Origin of the sequence: Bacillus sp. jun7 (genome assembly GCF_051034795.1) — a bacterium.
In the GTDB taxonomy this organism is placed as follows: domain Bacteria; phylum Bacillota; class Bacilli; order Bacillales; family Bacillaceae; genus Bacillus; species Bacillus velezensis.
Map to the genome: position 1 here is coordinate 979,416 of NZ_CP093219.1, position 16,735 is coordinate 996,150.

The 16,735-nt window shown below is 44.4% G+C and carries 11 protein-coding genes and 2 pseudogenes; 4 read left to right on the top strand and 9 right to left on the bottom strand.

Annotated features, from left to right (window positions below; all coding sequences use genetic code 11):
- Positions 1 to 152 precede the first annotated feature (152 nt).
- Positions 153 to 1,372: pseudogene (locus MJQ52_RS04120) on the top strand (aminotransferase A).
- On the opposite strand, the gene MJQ52_RS04125 reads toward MJQ52_RS04120, so the two are convergent.
- Both MJQ52_RS04125 and MJQ52_RS04130 read right to left on the bottom strand, forming a co-directional pair.
- Positions 1,348 to 3,168 (bottom strand): PAS domain-containing protein, encoded by a 1,821-nt coding sequence (locus tag MJQ52_RS04125; RefSeq protein ID WP_003154628.1) that lies wholly within the window; start codon positions 3,166 to 3,168, stop codon positions 1,348 to 1,350. The pseudogene MJQ52_RS04120 and the gene MJQ52_RS04125 sit on opposite strands and share 25 nt — an antisense overlap.
- Positions 3,169 to 3,345: 177 nt before the next feature.
- Complete coding sequence (locus MJQ52_RS04130) at positions 3,346 to 5,478, bottom strand: peptidoglycan D,D-transpeptidase FtsI family protein (protein WP_021493760.1); 2,133 nt, start codon at positions 5,476 to 5,478, stop codon at positions 3,346 to 3,348.
- A 340-nt stretch (positions 5,479 to 5,818) separates the two neighbouring features.
- Between MJQ52_RS04130 and MJQ52_RS04135 the strand changes: the two genes are divergently transcribed.
- The 3 genes and pseudogenes from MJQ52_RS04135 (at position 5,819) to MJQ52_RS04145 (ending at position 7,370) form a co-directional block, all read left to right on the top strand.
- Positions 5,819 to 6,595 carry a CAP domain-containing protein gene (locus tag MJQ52_RS04135; protein WP_057079978.1) on the top strand — a complete coding sequence of 259 codons (777 nt, stop codon included), beginning with the start codon at positions 5,819 to 5,821 and terminating at the stop codon, positions 6,593 to 6,595.
- A 36-nt stretch (positions 6,596 to 6,631) separates the two neighbouring features.
- Positions 6,632 to 6,766, top strand: a pseudogene (locus MJQ52_RS04140) (P-II family nitrogen regulator); the annotation flags it as partial.
- Between the two features lie 214 nt (positions 6,767 to 6,980).
- On the top strand, positions 6,981 to 7,370 hold the full coding sequence (locus MJQ52_RS04145; RefSeq protein ID WP_434181861.1) for a hypothetical protein: 390 nt from the start codon (positions 6,981 to 6,983) through the stop codon (positions 7,368 to 7,370).
- A 555-nt stretch (positions 7,371 to 7,925) separates the two neighbouring features.
- Here MJQ52_RS04145 and MJQ52_RS04150 read toward each other — a convergent pair.
- The 7 genes from MJQ52_RS04150 to ptsG all read right to left on the bottom strand — a co-directional run bounded on the left by MJQ52_RS04150 (position 7,926) and on the right by ptsG (position 16,584).
- Positions 7,926 to 8,792 (bottom strand): NAD(P)-dependent oxidoreductase, encoded by an 867-nt coding sequence (locus MJQ52_RS04150; RefSeq protein WP_094246986.1) that lies wholly within the window; start codon positions 8,790 to 8,792, stop codon positions 7,926 to 7,928.
- 80 nt (positions 8,793 to 8,872) lie between these two features.
- The gene (locus tag MJQ52_RS04155) at positions 8,873 to 10,840 is read right to left on the bottom strand and encodes a methyl-accepting chemotaxis protein (protein WP_044053153.1); all 1,968 of its coding nucleotides are present in this window, start codon (positions 10,838 to 10,840) and stop codon (positions 8,873 to 8,875) included.
- Positions 10,841 to 10,967: 127 nt separating this feature from the next.
- Positions 10,968 to 11,996: a spore photoproduct lyase gene (gene splB, locus MJQ52_RS04160; protein ID WP_094246987.1), complete on the bottom strand. Its 1,029-nt coding sequence runs from the start codon at positions 11,994 to 11,996 to the stop codon at positions 10,968 to 10,970.
- 86 nt (positions 11,997 to 12,082) lie between these two features.
- A complete protein-coding gene (locus tag MJQ52_RS04165) occupies positions 12,083 to 12,322 on the bottom strand; it encodes a transcriptional regulator SplA domain-containing protein (RefSeq protein WP_094246988.1) in 240 nt (79 codons plus the stop codon).
- 87 nt (positions 12,323 to 12,409) lie between these two features.
- Positions 12,410 to 14,125, bottom strand: coding sequence for a phosphoenolpyruvate--protein phosphotransferase (gene ptsP, locus MJQ52_RS04170; RefSeq protein ID WP_007409600.1), 1,716 nt, complete (start codon positions 14,123 to 14,125; stop codon positions 12,410 to 12,412).
- Positions 14,125 to 14,391 (bottom strand): phosphocarrier protein HPr, encoded by a 267-nt coding sequence (locus tag MJQ52_RS04175; protein WP_003154654.1) that lies wholly within the window; start codon positions 14,389 to 14,391, stop codon positions 14,125 to 14,127. Before MJQ52_RS04175 ends, ptsP begins: the two co-directional genes overlap by 1 nt.
- A 96-nt stretch (positions 14,392 to 14,487) precedes the next feature.
- Positions 14,488 to 16,584 carry a glucose-specific PTS transporter subunit IIBC gene (gene ptsG, locus MJQ52_RS04180; protein WP_070081734.1) on the bottom strand — a complete coding sequence of 699 codons (2,097 nt, stop codon included), beginning with the start codon at positions 16,582 to 16,584 and terminating at the stop codon, positions 14,488 to 14,490.
- Between the last annotated feature and the right edge of the window lie 151 nt (positions 16,585 to 16,735).

Consider the following 16,735-nt stretch of genomic DNA (forward strand, 5'->3'; position numbering starts at 1 on the left):
AATCATTTCAGCTGGTTGTCTTATTTTTTTCTGAAAGAAGGTATGTTTTCACATATCGGACATATACTCGGGATAGTTCAATAAAAAGATGACAAATGCTCAGCTAGTGGTAAAATAGGATAAACTCAATATATAGTATAAGGTGATGAATTATGGAACATTTGCTTAATCCGAATGTAAAAGAAATTGAAATTTCAGGAATTCGCAAATTCTCAAATCTTGTAGCTCAGCACGATAATGTCATTTCGCTTACGATCGGCCAGCCGGATTTCTTCACGCCGCACCATGTCAAAGCGGCTGCCAAAAAGGCAATCGACGAGAACGCAACGGCATATACTCCGAACGCGGGCGGCCTTGAGCTGAGACAGGCCGTACAGCTTTATATGAAGAAAAAAGCTGATTTGAATTATGAGGCTGAAACTGAAATCATCGTCACAACCGGGGCAAGCCAAGCGATTGACGCGTCTTTGCGGACGATTTTATCTCCAGGTGATGAAGTTATTCTCCCCGGACCGATATATCCGGGCTACGAACCGATCATCCGCATGTCGGGCGCCGTTCCGGTTCATGTGGATACGACGACACACGGATTTAAGCTGACTGCGCGGCTTATTGAAGAATCGCTGACACCAAAAACAAAATGCGTCATTCTTCCTTATCCGTCAAATCCGACCGGTGTGACATTGTCTGAGGAAGAGCTGCAAAACATCGCAGCCGTCCTGAAGGGCAGAAATGTTTTTGTCCTGTCTGATGAGATTTACAGCGAATTAACCTATGACAGACCGCATTATTCGATCGCGTCTTATTTGAGAGACCAGACGATCGTCATCAACGGCCTGTCAAAATCACACAGCATGACGGGCTGGAGAATCGGTTTCATTTTCGCACCGAAAGAAATTGCCAAGCACATCTTAAAAGTTCACCAATACAGTGTGACATGCGCGTCTTCAATCTCTCAGAAAGCGGCTCTTGAAGCGGTGACAAACGGTGTTGATGATGCGCTTATTATGAGAGAACAGTATAAAAAGCGGCTTGACTATGTATATGACCGTCTTGTTTCAATGGGGCTTGACGTCGTAAAGCCGTCAGGCGCATTTTATATCTTCCCTTCCATTAAGTCATTCGGAATGTCATCGTTTGATTTTAGTATGGCTCTTTTAGAGGATGCAGGTGTGGCTCTTGTGCCCGGCAGCTCGTTTTCAAAGTTGGGTGAAGGGTATGTGAGGCTGTCATTCGCATATTCACTGGATACATTGAGAGAAGGCTTGGACCGGCTGGAAGCATTTATTTTAAAAACGAGAGAATCCATGCAGACTATTTAAACAACGGCATAACGCCGTTGTTTTTTTATTGTTTCGGGAATGTAATGTGAAAGGCCGTGCCTCTGTCCGGTTTGCTGTCTACTTGGATGGCTCCCTGATGGTTTTTAATAAGGTTGAATGTGACCATCAGCCCCAGGCCGGTTCCCTTTTCTTTCGTTGTCAGAAACGGTTCGCCTATTCGTTTCAGCACGTTTTCCGGTATCCCGTCACCCTCGTCTTTCACCGTCACATTAACGGAATACTCATCTTCTGTCATGATGATGTGAACCGTTCCCCCATCCGGCATCGACTCAACGGCATTTTTAATCAGATTGATAAACACCTGTTTCAGCTGATTTTGATCACCGTTAATATACATGCTGTCATGTTCGTAATCCGTTTTGATAAAAATCCCTTTAAGATTCGCCTGCGTCTCTAAAAGAGCGGTCACTTCACTTATAATTTTCTTTAAGTTTACACGCTCTTTCACGGCGTTTTGCTGAGGTTTGGCAAGCATTAAAAGCTCACTTAAAATTAATTCGATTCTGCTCAGTTCAGAAAACACAATTTCAAAGTAATGTTCGTTTTCCTCCATCGTCGGCTTCATGAGCTGTAAAAATCCTTTGATCGCCGTCAGCGGATTGCGGATTTCGTGAGCGATCCCCGCTGCCAGCTGCCCTGCGATAGACAGCTTTTCCGACTTCAGCATTAATTCCTCCGTCTGCTTCCGCTCAGAAATGTCACGCAGAATGACCTGCACGGCCGTTTCTCCGAAAAACGTCGTCGGAATGCAGACCATTTCCGTGTAGATCAGCCGGTTTTTAAAGGTAAACCACGATTGCTTAATAATTTCTGACTCGGTCTTTCGGTTGATAATATTTTGGATCCGCTGTTTCACTCCGTCATGATCACAGGGATGAAGCTGATCATAGACGTTTTTCCCGATTAAATCTTCATATGTTTCAGCCTCAAACAGCGAAATGCCCGATTCATTCATGAATACCCACTTATCATTGTGAATCACGGCGATCGTGTCAATTGAATTCTGAATGAGGAGCTGATAACGTTCTCTGCTTTTTTGCAGAATCGTTTGGAATTTTTTCCGTGAAGAAATATCAATCAGAAGCAGCAATTCCGCCCGCTGATTTTTATATGTCGTCGGTGCCGCCTTCACTTCTAAATGAACGGGCGTGCCGTCGAGCCTTCTCCACGTCTGTTCGATCATTCCGACTTCCATTCCTTTTTGCATCCGCACAATTCGGTTTTTCACAATGTCGTGATACTCTTCTTCAATAAACTCATAAGAGCGCCTGCCGATTACCTCGTCTTTGCTTTCGGCTCCCAGCATGGCAAGCATCGCGTTGTTGGCGTAGGCGATTGTGCCGTTGATGCTGACATATAAAGGATTCGGCAGCATTTCGACAAGACGCTCGAATTCGCCGTTTCCAGCCGCATCTTCAGACTGTTGTTCTGCCTTTTGCTTCTTTTGTTCATACATATAAGGCCGGCGGGGCGTCTTCTCCTCAAGCACCTTGATTTTGAGGATGATTTCCCGATCCGTCCCCTCCATTTGCGGTGTGACAATTTCCACACCCGCTTCAAGCCATACGATGGTATGATCTTTTTTAATAAGACGAAAGGTGCAAGGCATCAAATGATGCTCATTATAGAAGTAACTTTCAACCAAAAATTGATCTTCTTCATGCAGGAACGTTTTGAGAAATGACCCGATCATCTCTTCCTGAGAATAACTGAAATACGATTTGCAGTTTGCAGAAATATACATAATACGCCCGTTAGACGTCAAAACGGCATGAAGATCGGTTTTCGATTGAAACTGTTTGACATGCTGAGTATCCTGTTCCACAGAATCCCTCCTTTGCATTATACTCGCACTGCAGGCTGGACACGGACTGATATAAAAAGAAATTCCACTAGATTGATTCGCTAAAAAATAAGCATTCTCCTTCTATTCTTATTGTGAACGTCAATTTTCCTGAATGAAAGAAAGGGCGCACGAGATGTTCGGCCGCCCTTTCATTTGTTATTTTTTATTGTATTTCTTTTCAAGTTCTTTGTAAGCGTCAATTGCTCCCTTAGCAATGTTTTTGCTTACATGATCTTTATCATTTCCAACAGACGGAACGACGACGCTGAATGCCACTCTTGGATGCTCTGACGGATAATAGCCGACAAAGGTCAGGTTATACGTGTACTTCCCCCACCAGTTTTTGTTCGTGCCGTAATAGTGCGTCTCCGCGGTTCCCGTTTTTCCGGAAACATCAGCGCCGGAACCTTGGAATGTTGAATAAGCCGTTCCTTGAGGTGAGCTTGTGACCAATTTCATTCCTTTATGAACTTGGTCAAAATCGCTCGGACTGTTATTTACTTTGTTCAAAATTTTAATATCCCGCTGTTCAATCGCTTTTCCAATCTTATTTTTGCTGTCCGGTTCATGAATGCTTGTGACGATCCGCGGCTGGACGCGATACCCGCCGTTTGCGATGGCTGAAATATATTGAGCCATTTGAAGCGGCGTATACGTATCAAACTGTCCGATCGCAAAGTCAAGCAGCAATCCCCCGACCATTTGCGGATTTGACTGCATGCCCGCTGATTCCTGCGGAAGATCAATCCCGGTCTTCACACCCAAACCGAATTGGGCGTAGTAGTTGCGCATTTTTTTAATATCGTCTAATCCGGCAGGCAGCGTGCCGTACGGCCTGTAGGTAATGCCGGCGATATGCATGGCCACATGAAACATATACACGTTTGAACTTCTTTGCAGCGCGGTCAGCTCAGTAATGGCTCCCATTTGTGTCCACGATTGTTTTCTCGTTTTGCCTTTAAATACAAGCGGTGCATCGACAAACGTTTTATAATGCGGGAGGCCGCTTTGGTAACCCGCGAGAACAGTCGCTCCTTTAACAGAAGAGCCCATCTCATATTGGGTCGTAAATGCTCCGATCGCAAAATCCTGTGTTTTATTTGTTTCGAGATCGATGCGTTTCCCCGCCATTGAGAGAATATCCCCGTTGTTCGGGTCCATCATGACGGCAAATCCTCTGTCAACCATATAGTTGCCTGCGGCGCGGCTTCTTCTCAGCTCTTTTTCAATGACTTTTTCGACTTTCGACTGTAATTCCATATCGAGCGAGAGTTGCAGATCGTAGCCTCTGCTGCCTTCATCGACGGGCTTTTGGCTGACGACCTCACCTTTGCTGTTTTCCACATACTCTACTTTTTCTTTATGCGCGTTTAAATAGTCCTCATACTGATATTCGATGTAGCTTTTTCCCACCCGGTCATTCAGTGAGTAGCCTCTTGTGACATAGTAATCTTTCCGTTCGCCCAACAATCCCTGTTCCGGTGTCGTCACACCGCCGAACAGAGAGTACAGCGTTTTGTCGTATGGATATTTTCGCGTCCAGTCATTGATCACGTCAATGCCGGGGAGCTCTTTCAGGTGCTCGGATACGACGGAAACTTCTTCATATGTCAGATCGCTTTTTGGTTTTTGCTTGTTGTTTTCATGCTCGTCAAGCAATGAACCGCTGTTTCCGTTTCCGTTCAGCTTATTCGGGTCCATTGATTTGACGACTTGTGGCTGATAGGCGTTGCCGCTTGAAAAACGCGTATAAATCGCCGCAATTTGCAGCTCTTTTTTATCTTGTTTGATCGCATCAATCTCCTGCTTCGGAACGCGTTCAATCTGGCGTTTGTACACTTCTTGGGATTTCAGGCTGTTTTCTGAATCCTTCATAAGCTTTTCCGCCTTCTTCGGATGTGCCGCAAGCCAGTAATCAATGATATTTCGATCCTTCATAAATTCAGTATCAATATGAATCAGTGCGGCGAGATTTTTTGCCGTTTTCAATTTGTCCTTTGCCGAGGTTTTTGAGGTAGAAACGTATACAATTTCAGGCACAGCCTGGTTATCAACCGCCACCCTGTTCCGCTTGTCATACATTTTTCCCCGCGGTGTCGGATAATAGGCGGTTTTTGCATTTGCCTTCTCTGCATCCTGGCGGTGTTTATCCCCTTCGACAATCTGGACGATGCCGAGTTTAAAAATCAGTGCCGTAAAGAGAAGAAAAACAATCAAAAAATAGAGATTCATTCTCAGCGCTCTGTAACGTTTCGTTTTTTTCTTTGGTTCGCGCGCGACTTCAGCCACTTTCTGTTACACCTCTCAAATCATTGAATATATTTACATAAACAGATTTTAATTGTAACATTTTTGTAAAAGTTGTTACAGCGAAAACGGGTAAAAAAAACTGTCAAGATCAAATTATCTTAAAATATATCTAACACTTCAAATAATTTGAAGAGATGTAACGGATTTTAAAAAATAAATACAGATCGTTTTTACTGATATAAAGCCATTTTTCTGTGCTCAATTACAATTATGACAAACGTTTGTTGTCAAAGGAAATGGCTGCCTGCATTATGACAAAAAAGCTGTGATAAGATTTTTCATGTAGAAAAAAACAACTTCTCTGGGAGGCTATAAACTTATGAAAAAAGCATTTCTCTTATCTGCCGCCGCGGCAGTCAGTTTGATTACATTCGGAGGCATTCAGCAGGCATCTGCAAAAGAGCTGTCATGCCAGCACGTCGTTACTGTGAAAAAAGGAAACACCGTACAGCATCTGACTCTTCAAGAGGCTGTTGAAAAACTACATATGAAAACGAGCGTGAAAAAGCTGAACGTTAAAAATGAGAAAGAACTGACTCAGCTGCTGCAAAAACACGCAAAGCATTCTGATATGACAGTTAAAGACGTTCAAAAAGAAACACCGGAAAAAACGGCCCCGACAGCTGCCGAAAAACCGAAAGCCGATCAAAACCAGACGGCTGACAATGCAAAGCAGACAGATAACACAAACAACAGCAGCGAGAAAACTCCTTCATCAGTCAGTGCGTATGAAAAGAAAGTCGTTGAATTGACAAATGCAGAGAGACAAAAGCAAGGCTTAAAACCTCTGCAGATTGATGAAAAATTAAGCAAATCAGCTCACGCAAAATCACAAGATATGAAAGACAAAAACTATTTCGATCACCAAAGTCCGACTTACGGCTCACCTTTCGATATGATGAAGTCTTTCGGAATCACTTATAAAACCGCCGGTGAAAATATCGCCAAAGGACAGCCGACTCCTGAAGCCGTCGTTAAAGCTTGGATGAACAGTGAAGGACACAGAAAGAACATCATGAATCCTGAGTTCACTCAAATCGGTGTCGGTTACGTAGAATCAGGAAACATCTGGACACAGCAATTCATCGGAAAATAAATAATAAAAAAGATTGCCCCTGCGGGCAATCTTTTGCCTGTCGAAAAAGTGACTGAGACGGCGCAAAAAGTGCTCAAAATCCGTGAACCCGGTGACGGCAAAATCTTAATTTTCGAAGTTCCCAATACAATCAACATCCGTACGGGCGAAGAAGGGCCTGACACTTTATAAATTTATAAATTTTGAAGCTCCCGGCATATAAGTGCTGGGAGCTTTTTTGTAAAATCTTAAACGTGATGATTAAATTGGTTTTGTTAGCCTTTGCTTCTTTAGTAATACTTTATTTAATAAAAAGTAGAATTTACCTATTTTCTGTTGAATATTTTTTCAAAATTTAGTAATATATTGAATGAGTTTCTAAATGAATGGAGAGAGGAAGTTTAAATTGGAAAAAATTGTAATGACACTATTCACAGTTGCTCTATTGACATTCGGGATTTTCTCAAACAGTTCAGAAGCGTTAGCCATGACTTCAAAAGGAGCAATTAAATTCCAAACAGATGCTAATACTTACTCAAAACACGCTACTTCTATTGTCGTAACAGGTACTATGTCTAATCATGAGCTAAACGAGGGTGTTGTAGTTGATCTTTTAAATAAAAAAGGAGATTCAGTCAAATATATAGTTGTTGATGGCCGTAATATTCGCAGTTTTAAAGTAAGCTTTTTGACGAAAAATATTCCAGCAGGCAAGTATGATGTAATGGTGGCAACGACTTGGGGAAATCAAACCCATAGAGGAGTACTGAAACACTATATTACTGTACAGCATTAAAATTCATATTATTAACAAATGGGTTTAACGTTGATTTCATCTGGAATTCTCAAAAAACATCATGTAATGATGAAATCTCTGAATCGAGGATGTTTTCGTAAATCTCTTGGATTTTTTACGATACATCCTCTTTTATTTTTCAGTTTTGCGAAGGCTAATCTGTAGAGTTTCAATTTCGGATGCCAAATTATTTGGTTTTAATTGCGGGAATACGAACTCGATTAATTGCTATGTACATTTGGGTTACTCGAATTCATAGTTGAATCAGTCATTATACATCCTACTTTTGGAAAGTTGTATTAATCCTAATCATTATTCGGAAATCCCCCTTTTGATTTATAATAGACAGTCTGCATCAAACAAACGAGGGGGATTCCAAACAGTAGAATATTATAAACGGATACACATTAATACATTATCCTGCCAAGTTCCTGTCTTCATTAAGACCCTAAGAATACAAGATTTGCAGATCATTGTTTATAAAACACTACCAACAATACCGTAAACCTTCTCTTCCTCAGCATCCATAAAATAGTCGCGTTCGGGCAATCTTTTTTATTTCACCCAAAGCTTATAAATGCTTTGAGTTCCGCTGTTTTCTTCACCTTGCGCGGAAAGCTTGTCGTACAATGATTTGGCCAGCGCCAATCCGGGCATTTCTTCTCCCATGAGCTCCGCTTCTTCAAGGGCAATGCCCATGTCTTTAATAAAGTGTTTCACGTAAAATCCGGGCGCAAAATCGCCTTTCAGCATACGGGGAGCGAGGTTTGACAATGACCAGCTGCCAGCCGCTCCGGTTGTAATGCTTTTCAGCACTTGTTCCGGGTTCAGACCGGATTTTTCCGCGTAAGCCATCGCTTCAGCCACTCCGACCATCCCCGCTGCAATCGCGATCTGATTGCACATTTTCGTATGCTGGCCGCTGCCAGCCAACCCTTGATACTGAATATTTTCCCCCATAACGGAGAAAAGCGGCAGGCATGCTTCAAACGCTTCTTTTTCTCCTCCGGCCATAATGGCAAGCGTTCCGTTCCTCGCGCCGATGTCTCCGCCGGAAACGGGTGCATCCAGGGCGTGAATGGACTTTTCTTTGGCTTTCTCCGCTATTTTCTTCGCCAGAGATGGTTTTGATGTCGTCATATCAATGACAAACGCCCCTTCTTTTGCATGACGGAGAATGCCGCTTTCACCGAGATAGATTTCCTCGACATCACTCGGATAGCCGACCATGGTAATAATGATGTCTGCTTTTTCCGAAAGGTCTTTGACCGTCTCCTGCCAGACCGCTCCCTTATTCAGAACCTCTTCCGCTTTGTGTTTCGTACGCGTGTAGACTAAAACAGGATAGCCCGCTTCTAAAATGTGCGATGCCATACTGTTTCCCATGACGCCCAAACCGATAAATCCTACCGTTTTGTTCACTGCGCTTTCCTCCCCTGATGCGATTCATATATCACTCTTTCATGTCTATATTACCATATTATAGGCTGATAGAGACCGCGTCACAAGGTGAATTTAGAAATGGCGCTGATCAGATCTTCGCTTGCGCTCTTTAACATATCAGTCGATTGCTTCACTTTTTCAAGCGTAACGAGCTGTTCATCAGTAGAAGCATTCACTTCTTCCGCCGCTGCCGCAGATTCTTGAGAAATGGCGGAGATGCTTTGAATCGCTTCTTGAATCGCGGCTTGTTCTTCACTCATTTTTTGAATGTCATTGTAAATATGATCTATACCTTGAACGAGAGACTGCATTTCCGTCGTAATCAGATTGAGAACCTCACCCGTTTCATGAATGGCGCTGTTTTGTTCATCATTCATTCTGCTTGCCTCAATCATCGCGTGTGACGCTTCTTTTGTCTCAGATTGAATCAGACGGACCGTCTCACTGATATGGCCGGAAGAAAGAGCTGATTGTTCAGCAAGCTTGCGGACTTCTTCCGCGACGACGGCAAAGCCCCGTCCGCTTTCTCCCGCTCTTGCGGCTTCTATGCTCGCATTCAGCGCCAAGAGATTCGTCTGGTCTGAAATAGCGGATATTGCCGTCACGACTTCTTCTATGTTTTTCGTTTGTTCTTCCAGGTCATTCAGCATTGCCTCTACTTTTTTCGTTTCTGAATTGGCTTCGTTTGACTTCATCAGCAGCTGCCCGAGCGCGTCCAATCCTTTGTAGCTGGCATCCTCTGAAGATTTTGAGAGTTGTTTTATGCTGCCTGCGCGATCTGCGATTCCTTTTATTTTGACTGAGAGATTTTCTGATTTTTCGTTGATCGTCTCAACCTCTGACGCTTGCTCTGTCGCTCCGGCGGCGACTTCCTCTATCGCTTTTGCGATTTGTCCGCTCGTTTCATTTGTTTCTTGTGAAATGACGGTTAGCTGGTCAGATGTATCAGACACATTTTCTGAGGAGGCCTTGACCTGTTCGACCATCTCTTTCATATTTTCAACCATTTGGTTAAAGTCTTTTGTTAACTCGCCTACTTCATCTTTTGATTTCGTCTGGGCGCGGACGGTTAAATCTCCCGCTGAGACTGAATTTGTTTTTGCGATCAGCTGCTGAATCGGCCCGGTTATCGTTTTTGCGAGGAAATAGCTGAGTCCGATCGTAATCACAAGGGCGATCAGTGACATAAAAATGCTCACCGTGTTCATTTTGTCGGCTACTCCCATCAGCTGATCTTTTTCAAACTGCGTTCCGACTTTCCACCCTGTTTCTTTTACCGTTTGGTAGACGACCATGTTCCCCTGCAGCTCTTTGATGCCTTCTTTGTCCGCAGTGATGTCTTTTAACGTCTGATCTTCCGAAATATTTTTTCCCTGTTTTGCCGGATGGGCCAGAAGAGAGCCGTTTTCATCCGCCAAAAACGCAAATCCTTTATACGGAACCTTTTGCTCGTTGACCATGCTCTGAATGGAGGACAGCTTCAAATCTAAGCTCGCCACTCCGACGACGGTTCCGCTGTTTTGAATGGCTTTTGACGCCGTCACGATCATGTCTCCCGTCACTGCATCTTTATAAGGGTCAGTCCAGACAACCTTATCGGGTTTTTCAGCCGCCATCTTATACCACGTTCGATTTGTCGGATCATAGTCTTTGGCAAAATCGGCCTTTGGATATGTAAACATTTGTTTGTTTGCGGTTCCGACGTACGCAAGCGCGACATATTTGTCATTCTGTCCGATCTGTTTTAACTCATCGTTAAAAAGCCGCGCGGTTTCTTTCTTCCCATCTGATAGAAAAGACCGGGACAATTCACCGTCTGCTAATCTCATTAATACGGTCTCATCATTTTTCAGCTGAAGCTCAATGTTCTGACCGAGTGAATTGGTGACATTCTCTGTCGTACGTTTTGCTTCCTCCGTCATCATCGGCTTTAATGTCAAATATGAAGAAACCGTTAAAAAAACAACCGTTACAATAAGCATTGCCGAGACAAACACAGCAATTTTGATATGCATTTTTTTAAACATAACCATCCCCTCCTGAGAGTTATATCGGTCTTTCGGCCAAGAAAATGAATAAATCTTGAAATAAATATCAAACATTTCCGTCATTTGGCGCAGCAAAAAAAAGAGCCGTCATGCCGACAGCTCCGCCTTACGTAAAATATTCGATTTTTGCTTTCGGAAAATAGGTTTCGATATAAGATTCGAGTGTTTCCCTTAAGGCATGTTCTTCGTCTTTTTGGTATATATATTTGCCGATTCCATAGCGTCCCCATTTGTACCTGCGCTTTTCTTCATCAAGCTCAAGCTTTGTTTTCGGATAGTTCTTCTCAATCACCCGTTTGGCCGGTTTTGTAAAACGATGCTGGATCAGTTCAAATGTGATGTCATGCCGAACGTCTTCACCAAGCGCCGCATCCAGTTTCTCAAACAGCTCCTTATAGCCTTCCTCCCAGCCATCGTGAATATAAATAGGCGCCACGATGAAACCGAGCGGATAGCCCGCTTTAGCGACTTTGACGGCGGCTTCGATCCGTTTGTCGAGCGGAGAAGTTCCCGGTTCAAAGTTCTTAATGACATAATCCGCATTGATGCTGAATCTGAACCTAGTCTTTCCGTTATGTTTTGCATCGAGCAAATGATCGACGTGGTGAAATTTAGTCACGAATCTGAGCTGTCCCAATTCGCTTTGTCCGAAATGTTCAATGGCTCTTTTTAATGTATGTGTCAGATGATCGATTCCTACAATATCAGACGTACAAGAGGCTTCAAATCTTGTAAATTCCGGCGCCCGTTCTTTCATATACTCATCAGCCTGATCCAGAATCTCTTCCACATTGACATATGTCCGGATGTAAGGCTTTGATCCCATCGTCGTCTGCAGGTAGCAATAGTGGCAATGCCCCATACAGCCTGTCGCAAATGGAATGGCATATTCGGCGGACGGCTTTGAAGAATCGAATTTCAGTGTTTTCCGGACGCCGATTACCAATGTTGATTTCGCGTTCCGGTATTGCTGCAAGTGATTTTTCCCCGGAATATTCCGGACTTGATTATGCGATGTTGTTTCTCTGATCTCAAGCCCCATGTTTTCAAACTTATTCTTCAGCTCTTGTCCTAACGGGTATTCGAGCGCTCTCGGTTCTATATAAACAAGCTGGGGCACAAACGGCTTCAGCATGAACTGACACTCCCTTTTTACATTTTCTCATGTTGTTACTTTCCGTTTAAAAGAGAGTGAATATGCGTTGTAAACATTTCCTTTGATCAATGGTACCAGTCTTCTTCAAAAAGCTCGCTGTAAAGCGCTTCCGCTTCCTCATATGTCGAAAAGACCGCGTCATCTTCGGCCAGCGGATGATAGGTTTCGTATAAAAACAGAGACAGTTCTCCCTCATGATACGGGTGATGGACGATCTCCGCCTCTTTAATATGGGCAACATTGGCGGCATGCGGATTGCGGTAAATCACATAGACCGTATCCCCCGCTGCAAATGATTTTGTCATGATAATCCCTCCTGTTGATCGTTATTGTTCCCCCCTTTTTTCCGAATATGAAAAAAACCAGACGGCTTACACCGTCTGGCTGTTGTATTACTTATTGAATGTTTCTTTAACGAATGCGACAACCTCTTCTGTCGTACTCATAGACAAGATTGTTTCTTTGAATGATTCAGCTTCTTTTTTAGAAAGCTTGCTGATCTGCGTTCTTGCCGGAAGGATGGATGTAGCGCTCATTGAGAACTCATCTAAGCCTAAGCCGAGAAGAATCGGAATCGCAATTTCGTCTCCCGCCATTTCTCCGCACATGCCGACCCATTTGCCCTCTTTGTGAGCGGCTTCAATAACAAGGGTGATCAGACGGAGAATCGCCGGATTGTATGGCTGATACAGATAAGCTACGCGCTCGTTCATACGGTCAGCAGCCATCGTGTATTGGATCAAGTCATTTGTTCCGATACTGAAGAAGTCAACTTCTGTAGCAAACTGATCTGCGATAACGGCTGTAGACGGAATCTCTACCATCATACCGACTTCAATATCGTCAGAAACCGCTACGCCGGCTTCGACGAGTTTTTCTTTTTCTTCGAGAAGAATCGCTTTCGCCTGTTTAAACTCGTTTACTGTCGCAATCATCGGGAACATGATTTTTAAGTTTCCGTATGTACTTGCACGAAGCAGCGCTCGAAGCTGAGTTCTGAAGATTTCTTGCTCTTCAAGGCAAAGACGGATGGCTCTGTAGCCTAAGAACGGGTTCATTTCTTTAGGGAGCTGCAGGTAAGGAAGCTCTTTGTCGCCGCCGATATCCAATGTCCGCACGACAACTGATTTTCCTTCCATACGCTCAAGAACCGTTTTATAAGCGTCAAACTGCTCGTCTTCTGTCGGAAGCTGGTCGCGTCCCATGTAAAGGAATTCCGTACGGTAAAGCCCTACAGCTTCTCCTCCGTTTTCAAGAACGCCTTTTACATCGTCAGGTGTGCCGATGTTTGCGGCAAGCTCTACATGATGGCCGTCTTTTGAAACAGTCGGTTCATTGACGAGCTTCGCCCACTCAGCTTTTTGCGCCAGGTAAGCACTGTGCTTTTCTTCATATTTCTTTAACGTTTCACTGGAAGGATCGATGATCACATCACCATCGATGCCGTCTACGATTACCGTAACACCGTTTTCAATTGTCCCTGTAGCCGCTTTTGTGCCGACAACAGCCGGAATTTCAAGCGAACGGGCCATGATCGCGGAGTGTGAAGTGCGTCCGCCGATATCAGTTGTAAAACCTTTTACAAACTGGCGGTTTAATTGCGCCGTATCAGACGGTGTCAAATCTTCAGCCACGATAACAACCTCTTCTGAGATCATGCTCGGGTTCGGAATTTCCACGCCCAGCAGGTGCCCCGTCACACGTTTTGTTACGTCACGGATATCCGCCGCACGCTCTTTCATGTATTCGTTATCCATTGATTCAAACATAGTAACGAACATGGAAGCTGTTTCTTTCAAAGCGAATTCAGCATTGACTGAATCTGTGCTGATTTTCTCCTTTACCGGGTTCAACAGCTCAGGATCACTCAGAACTAAAAGGTGCGCGGAGAAAATGTCAGCTTTGTCTTGTCCCAGTTCTTTTAAAGCATGCTCTTTAATTTTTTCAAGCTCTTCTTTAGAACGTACAATCGCTTCATCAAAACGGCTTACTTCAGCCGCAGCATCAGCAATGTTTTTCTTTTCAACCGTTAAGTCCGGCTCTTCAAGCCGGTATGCTTTCGCAATCGCAATTCCGGCTGAAGCGCCTATTCCTTTTAATTCTTGCATTACTCGCCGAGTCCTTCGCTTTTCATTGTTTCTTCTAAAGCGTTAAGAGCATCGTTTTCGTCAGCGCCTGAAGCGGAAATTGTGATTTCAGCGCCTTTAGCGATACCTAGAGACATAACGCCCATGATTGACTTAAGGTTTACTGTTTTGCCGTTATATTCTAAGTTTACGTCAGCATCGTATTTGCTTGCAGTCTGTACAAGAACTGTCGCAGGACGAGCGTGGATTCCGGAATCTGCTGTTACTTTAAATGTTTTTTGTGCCATGATTATCATTCTCCTTTAAATTAAAGCTATTTTACTACACAATATTATATCATACAGCCGTACTTGTCATCTGACAAGCACGGCGTATTTATATGCTTATTTTCCGATTTTCACAATATCTTTTTGTTCCCGTTTTACGGTACCTTCGGCCGAAAGGGAAATCGCTTCACCCTCGGCAAGATTTGTAAAGACAATCGGTGTCATTAATGAAGGAACATGAGGTTTAACCGCTTCAAGATCAACTTCAAGCAGCTTTTGCCCCGGTTCAACCCGGTCACCCTCTGAAACAAAAGAAGTGAATCCTTCGCCTTTCAGGCTGACTGTGTCGATTCCGAAATGAATCAGGATCTCTCTTCCGCCGTCAGACTGAAGACCGATCGCATGTTTTGTCGGGAAAACATTCAGCACTTTTCCGCGGACAGGCGATACGACGATTCCTTCTTCAGGAAGAATCGCAAAACCGTCACCCATCATTTTTCCTGAGAACACCTGGTCAGGCACATCGGTAATCGGATGGATTTCGCCGGTGATCGGAGAAGCGAACACTTCTTCACCCTGCTCGTTTCGGAGCGGATCTGCGATAACCTCTTCAACCTGCTGGCTGACTTCTTCTTGCGCGGATACTTTCGGTTCAGGTCGCGGCGTGCGTCCGGCGATAATATCCTGCATCTGTGTTTTTAAACCGTCAGAACGCGGGCCGAAAATGGCCTGAATGTTGTTTCCGACTTCAAGAACGCCTGAGGCGCCAAGCTGTTTCAAACGAGTCTTATCCACTTTCTTCTGGTCGTTGACCGTAACGCGGAGTCTCGTGATACAAGCGTCAAGGTGCTTAATGTTTTCCTGGTCACCCATTGCCTGCAGGATTTCATAAGGAAGGTCGCCGGCTTCGCCTGAGGCGCCCGCACCTTCATCCGCAGCCTCTTCTTCACGGCCCGGCGTTTTCAGATTGAACTTTCTGATCGCAAACCGGAAACCGAAGTAGTAAATGAGTGCTAGTCCTAAGCCGACCGGAATGACAAGCCACCAAGCCGTCCGGTTAGGCAGAATTCCGAACAGGAAGTAGTCAATCAGACCGCCTGAGAACGTCATACCGATTTTTACATGCAGCAGCTGCATAACCATAAAGGAAAGTCCCGCGAATACGCAATGAATCGCAAACAGGATAGGAGCCACAAATAAGAATGAGAATTCAAGCGGCTCGGTAATTCCCGTTAAGAAACTTGTCAGAGCGGCAGAACCCATGATTCCGGCTACAAGTTTTTTCTTTTCAGGCTTCGCTTCATGATAGATTGCAAGCGCTGCCGCCGGAAGACCGAACATCATAAACGGATATTTCCCCGTCATAAATGTTCCCGCCGTCAGCTGTACGCCGTCTTTGATCTGAGCCATGAAAATCCGCTGATCTCCGCGGATGATGTCTCCGGCCGCATCTTTATAGCTGAAAAATTCATACCAGAACGGCGAGTAGAAAATGTGATGAAGACCGAACGGAATCAACGACCGCTCAATCATCCCGAAAATAAAGGCCGCCAAGGTTGGATTCGCTTCCACAAGACCCGTGGAGAAGGAATTCAGACCGTGCTGGATCGGAGGCCAGATCACTAACATAATAAGTCCGAGAATTAATGCGGAAATTGATGTGATAATCGGGACGAACCGCTTACCCGCAAAGAATCCGAGGTACTGCGGAAGTTCAATTTTATAAAACTTGTTGAACAATAACGCGGCCAGAACCCCGACGATAATACCGCCGAACACGCCCGTCGCCAAAGTGGGTATCCCCAGCATGTTAATATAGGCCGGATGGTTTTCCGCAAAAAACTTTGCCCGTTCAATTTTGTCAGACGGAATACTGCCGTTCGCCATAAGCACGGCGCTCATGGATACGTTCATGACCAGGTATCCGATAATGGCCGCGATTCCGGCAACACCGTCTCCGTTGGCAAGACCGATCGCAACCCCTACTGCAAAAAGAAGCGGCAGGTTGTCAAATACGATTTGGCCGGCGCTTTCCATGACGTTCGCCACAAGCTGAACGTTATCATTGCTTAAGAAATGCATGACTTGAATCATATCTTTGTTCTGCATGGCATTCCCTAACGCAAGCAAGATCCCCGCAGCCGGTAAAATCGCAACCGGAAGCATAAGAGCACGGCCGATTTTCTGGAGAACGCCGAATAATGCTTTAAACATAAAAGATGTACCTCCTCTGTTAGCTAGTGTGACCTTACAGCGAAAATTCATGACAACGAATTCACTGGCGCAAGTCTTCAGTTTAACCGTTTACATTTGCCCTTTTACACAACAAAAAAGGCATGAGTAAAAAGGGTGTGCAAAATAACGG

Excerpts from the sequence above, each read along its gene's own strand:
- MJQ52_RS04135 (WP_057079978.1), top strand. The coding sequence starts at position 5,819 with ATGAAAAAAGCATTTCTCTTATCTGCCGCCGCGGCAGTCAGTTTGATT.
- MJQ52_RS04155 (WP_044053153.1), bottom strand. The coding sequence starts at position 10,840 with ATGTTTAAAAAAATGCATATCAAAATTGCTGTGTTTGTCTCGGCAATG.
- splB (WP_094246987.1), bottom strand. The coding sequence starts at position 11,996 with ATGCTGAAGCCGTTTGTGCCCCAGCTTGTTTATATAGAACCGAGAGCG.
- MJQ52_RS04165 (WP_094246988.1), bottom strand. The coding sequence starts at position 12,322 with ATGACAAAATCATTTGCAGCGGGGGATACGGTCTATGTGATTTACCGC.
- ptsP (WP_007409600.1), bottom strand. The coding sequence starts at position 14,125 with ATGCAAGAATTAAAAGGAATAGGCGCTTCAGCCGGAATTGCGATTGCG.
- MJQ52_RS04175 (WP_003154654.1), bottom strand. The coding sequence starts at position 14,391 with ATGGCACAAAAAACATTTAAAGTAACAGCAGATTCCGGAATCCACGCT.
- ptsG (WP_070081734.1), bottom strand. The coding sequence starts at position 16,584 with ATGTTTAAAGCATTATTCGGCGTTCTCCAGAAAATCGGCCGTGCTCTT.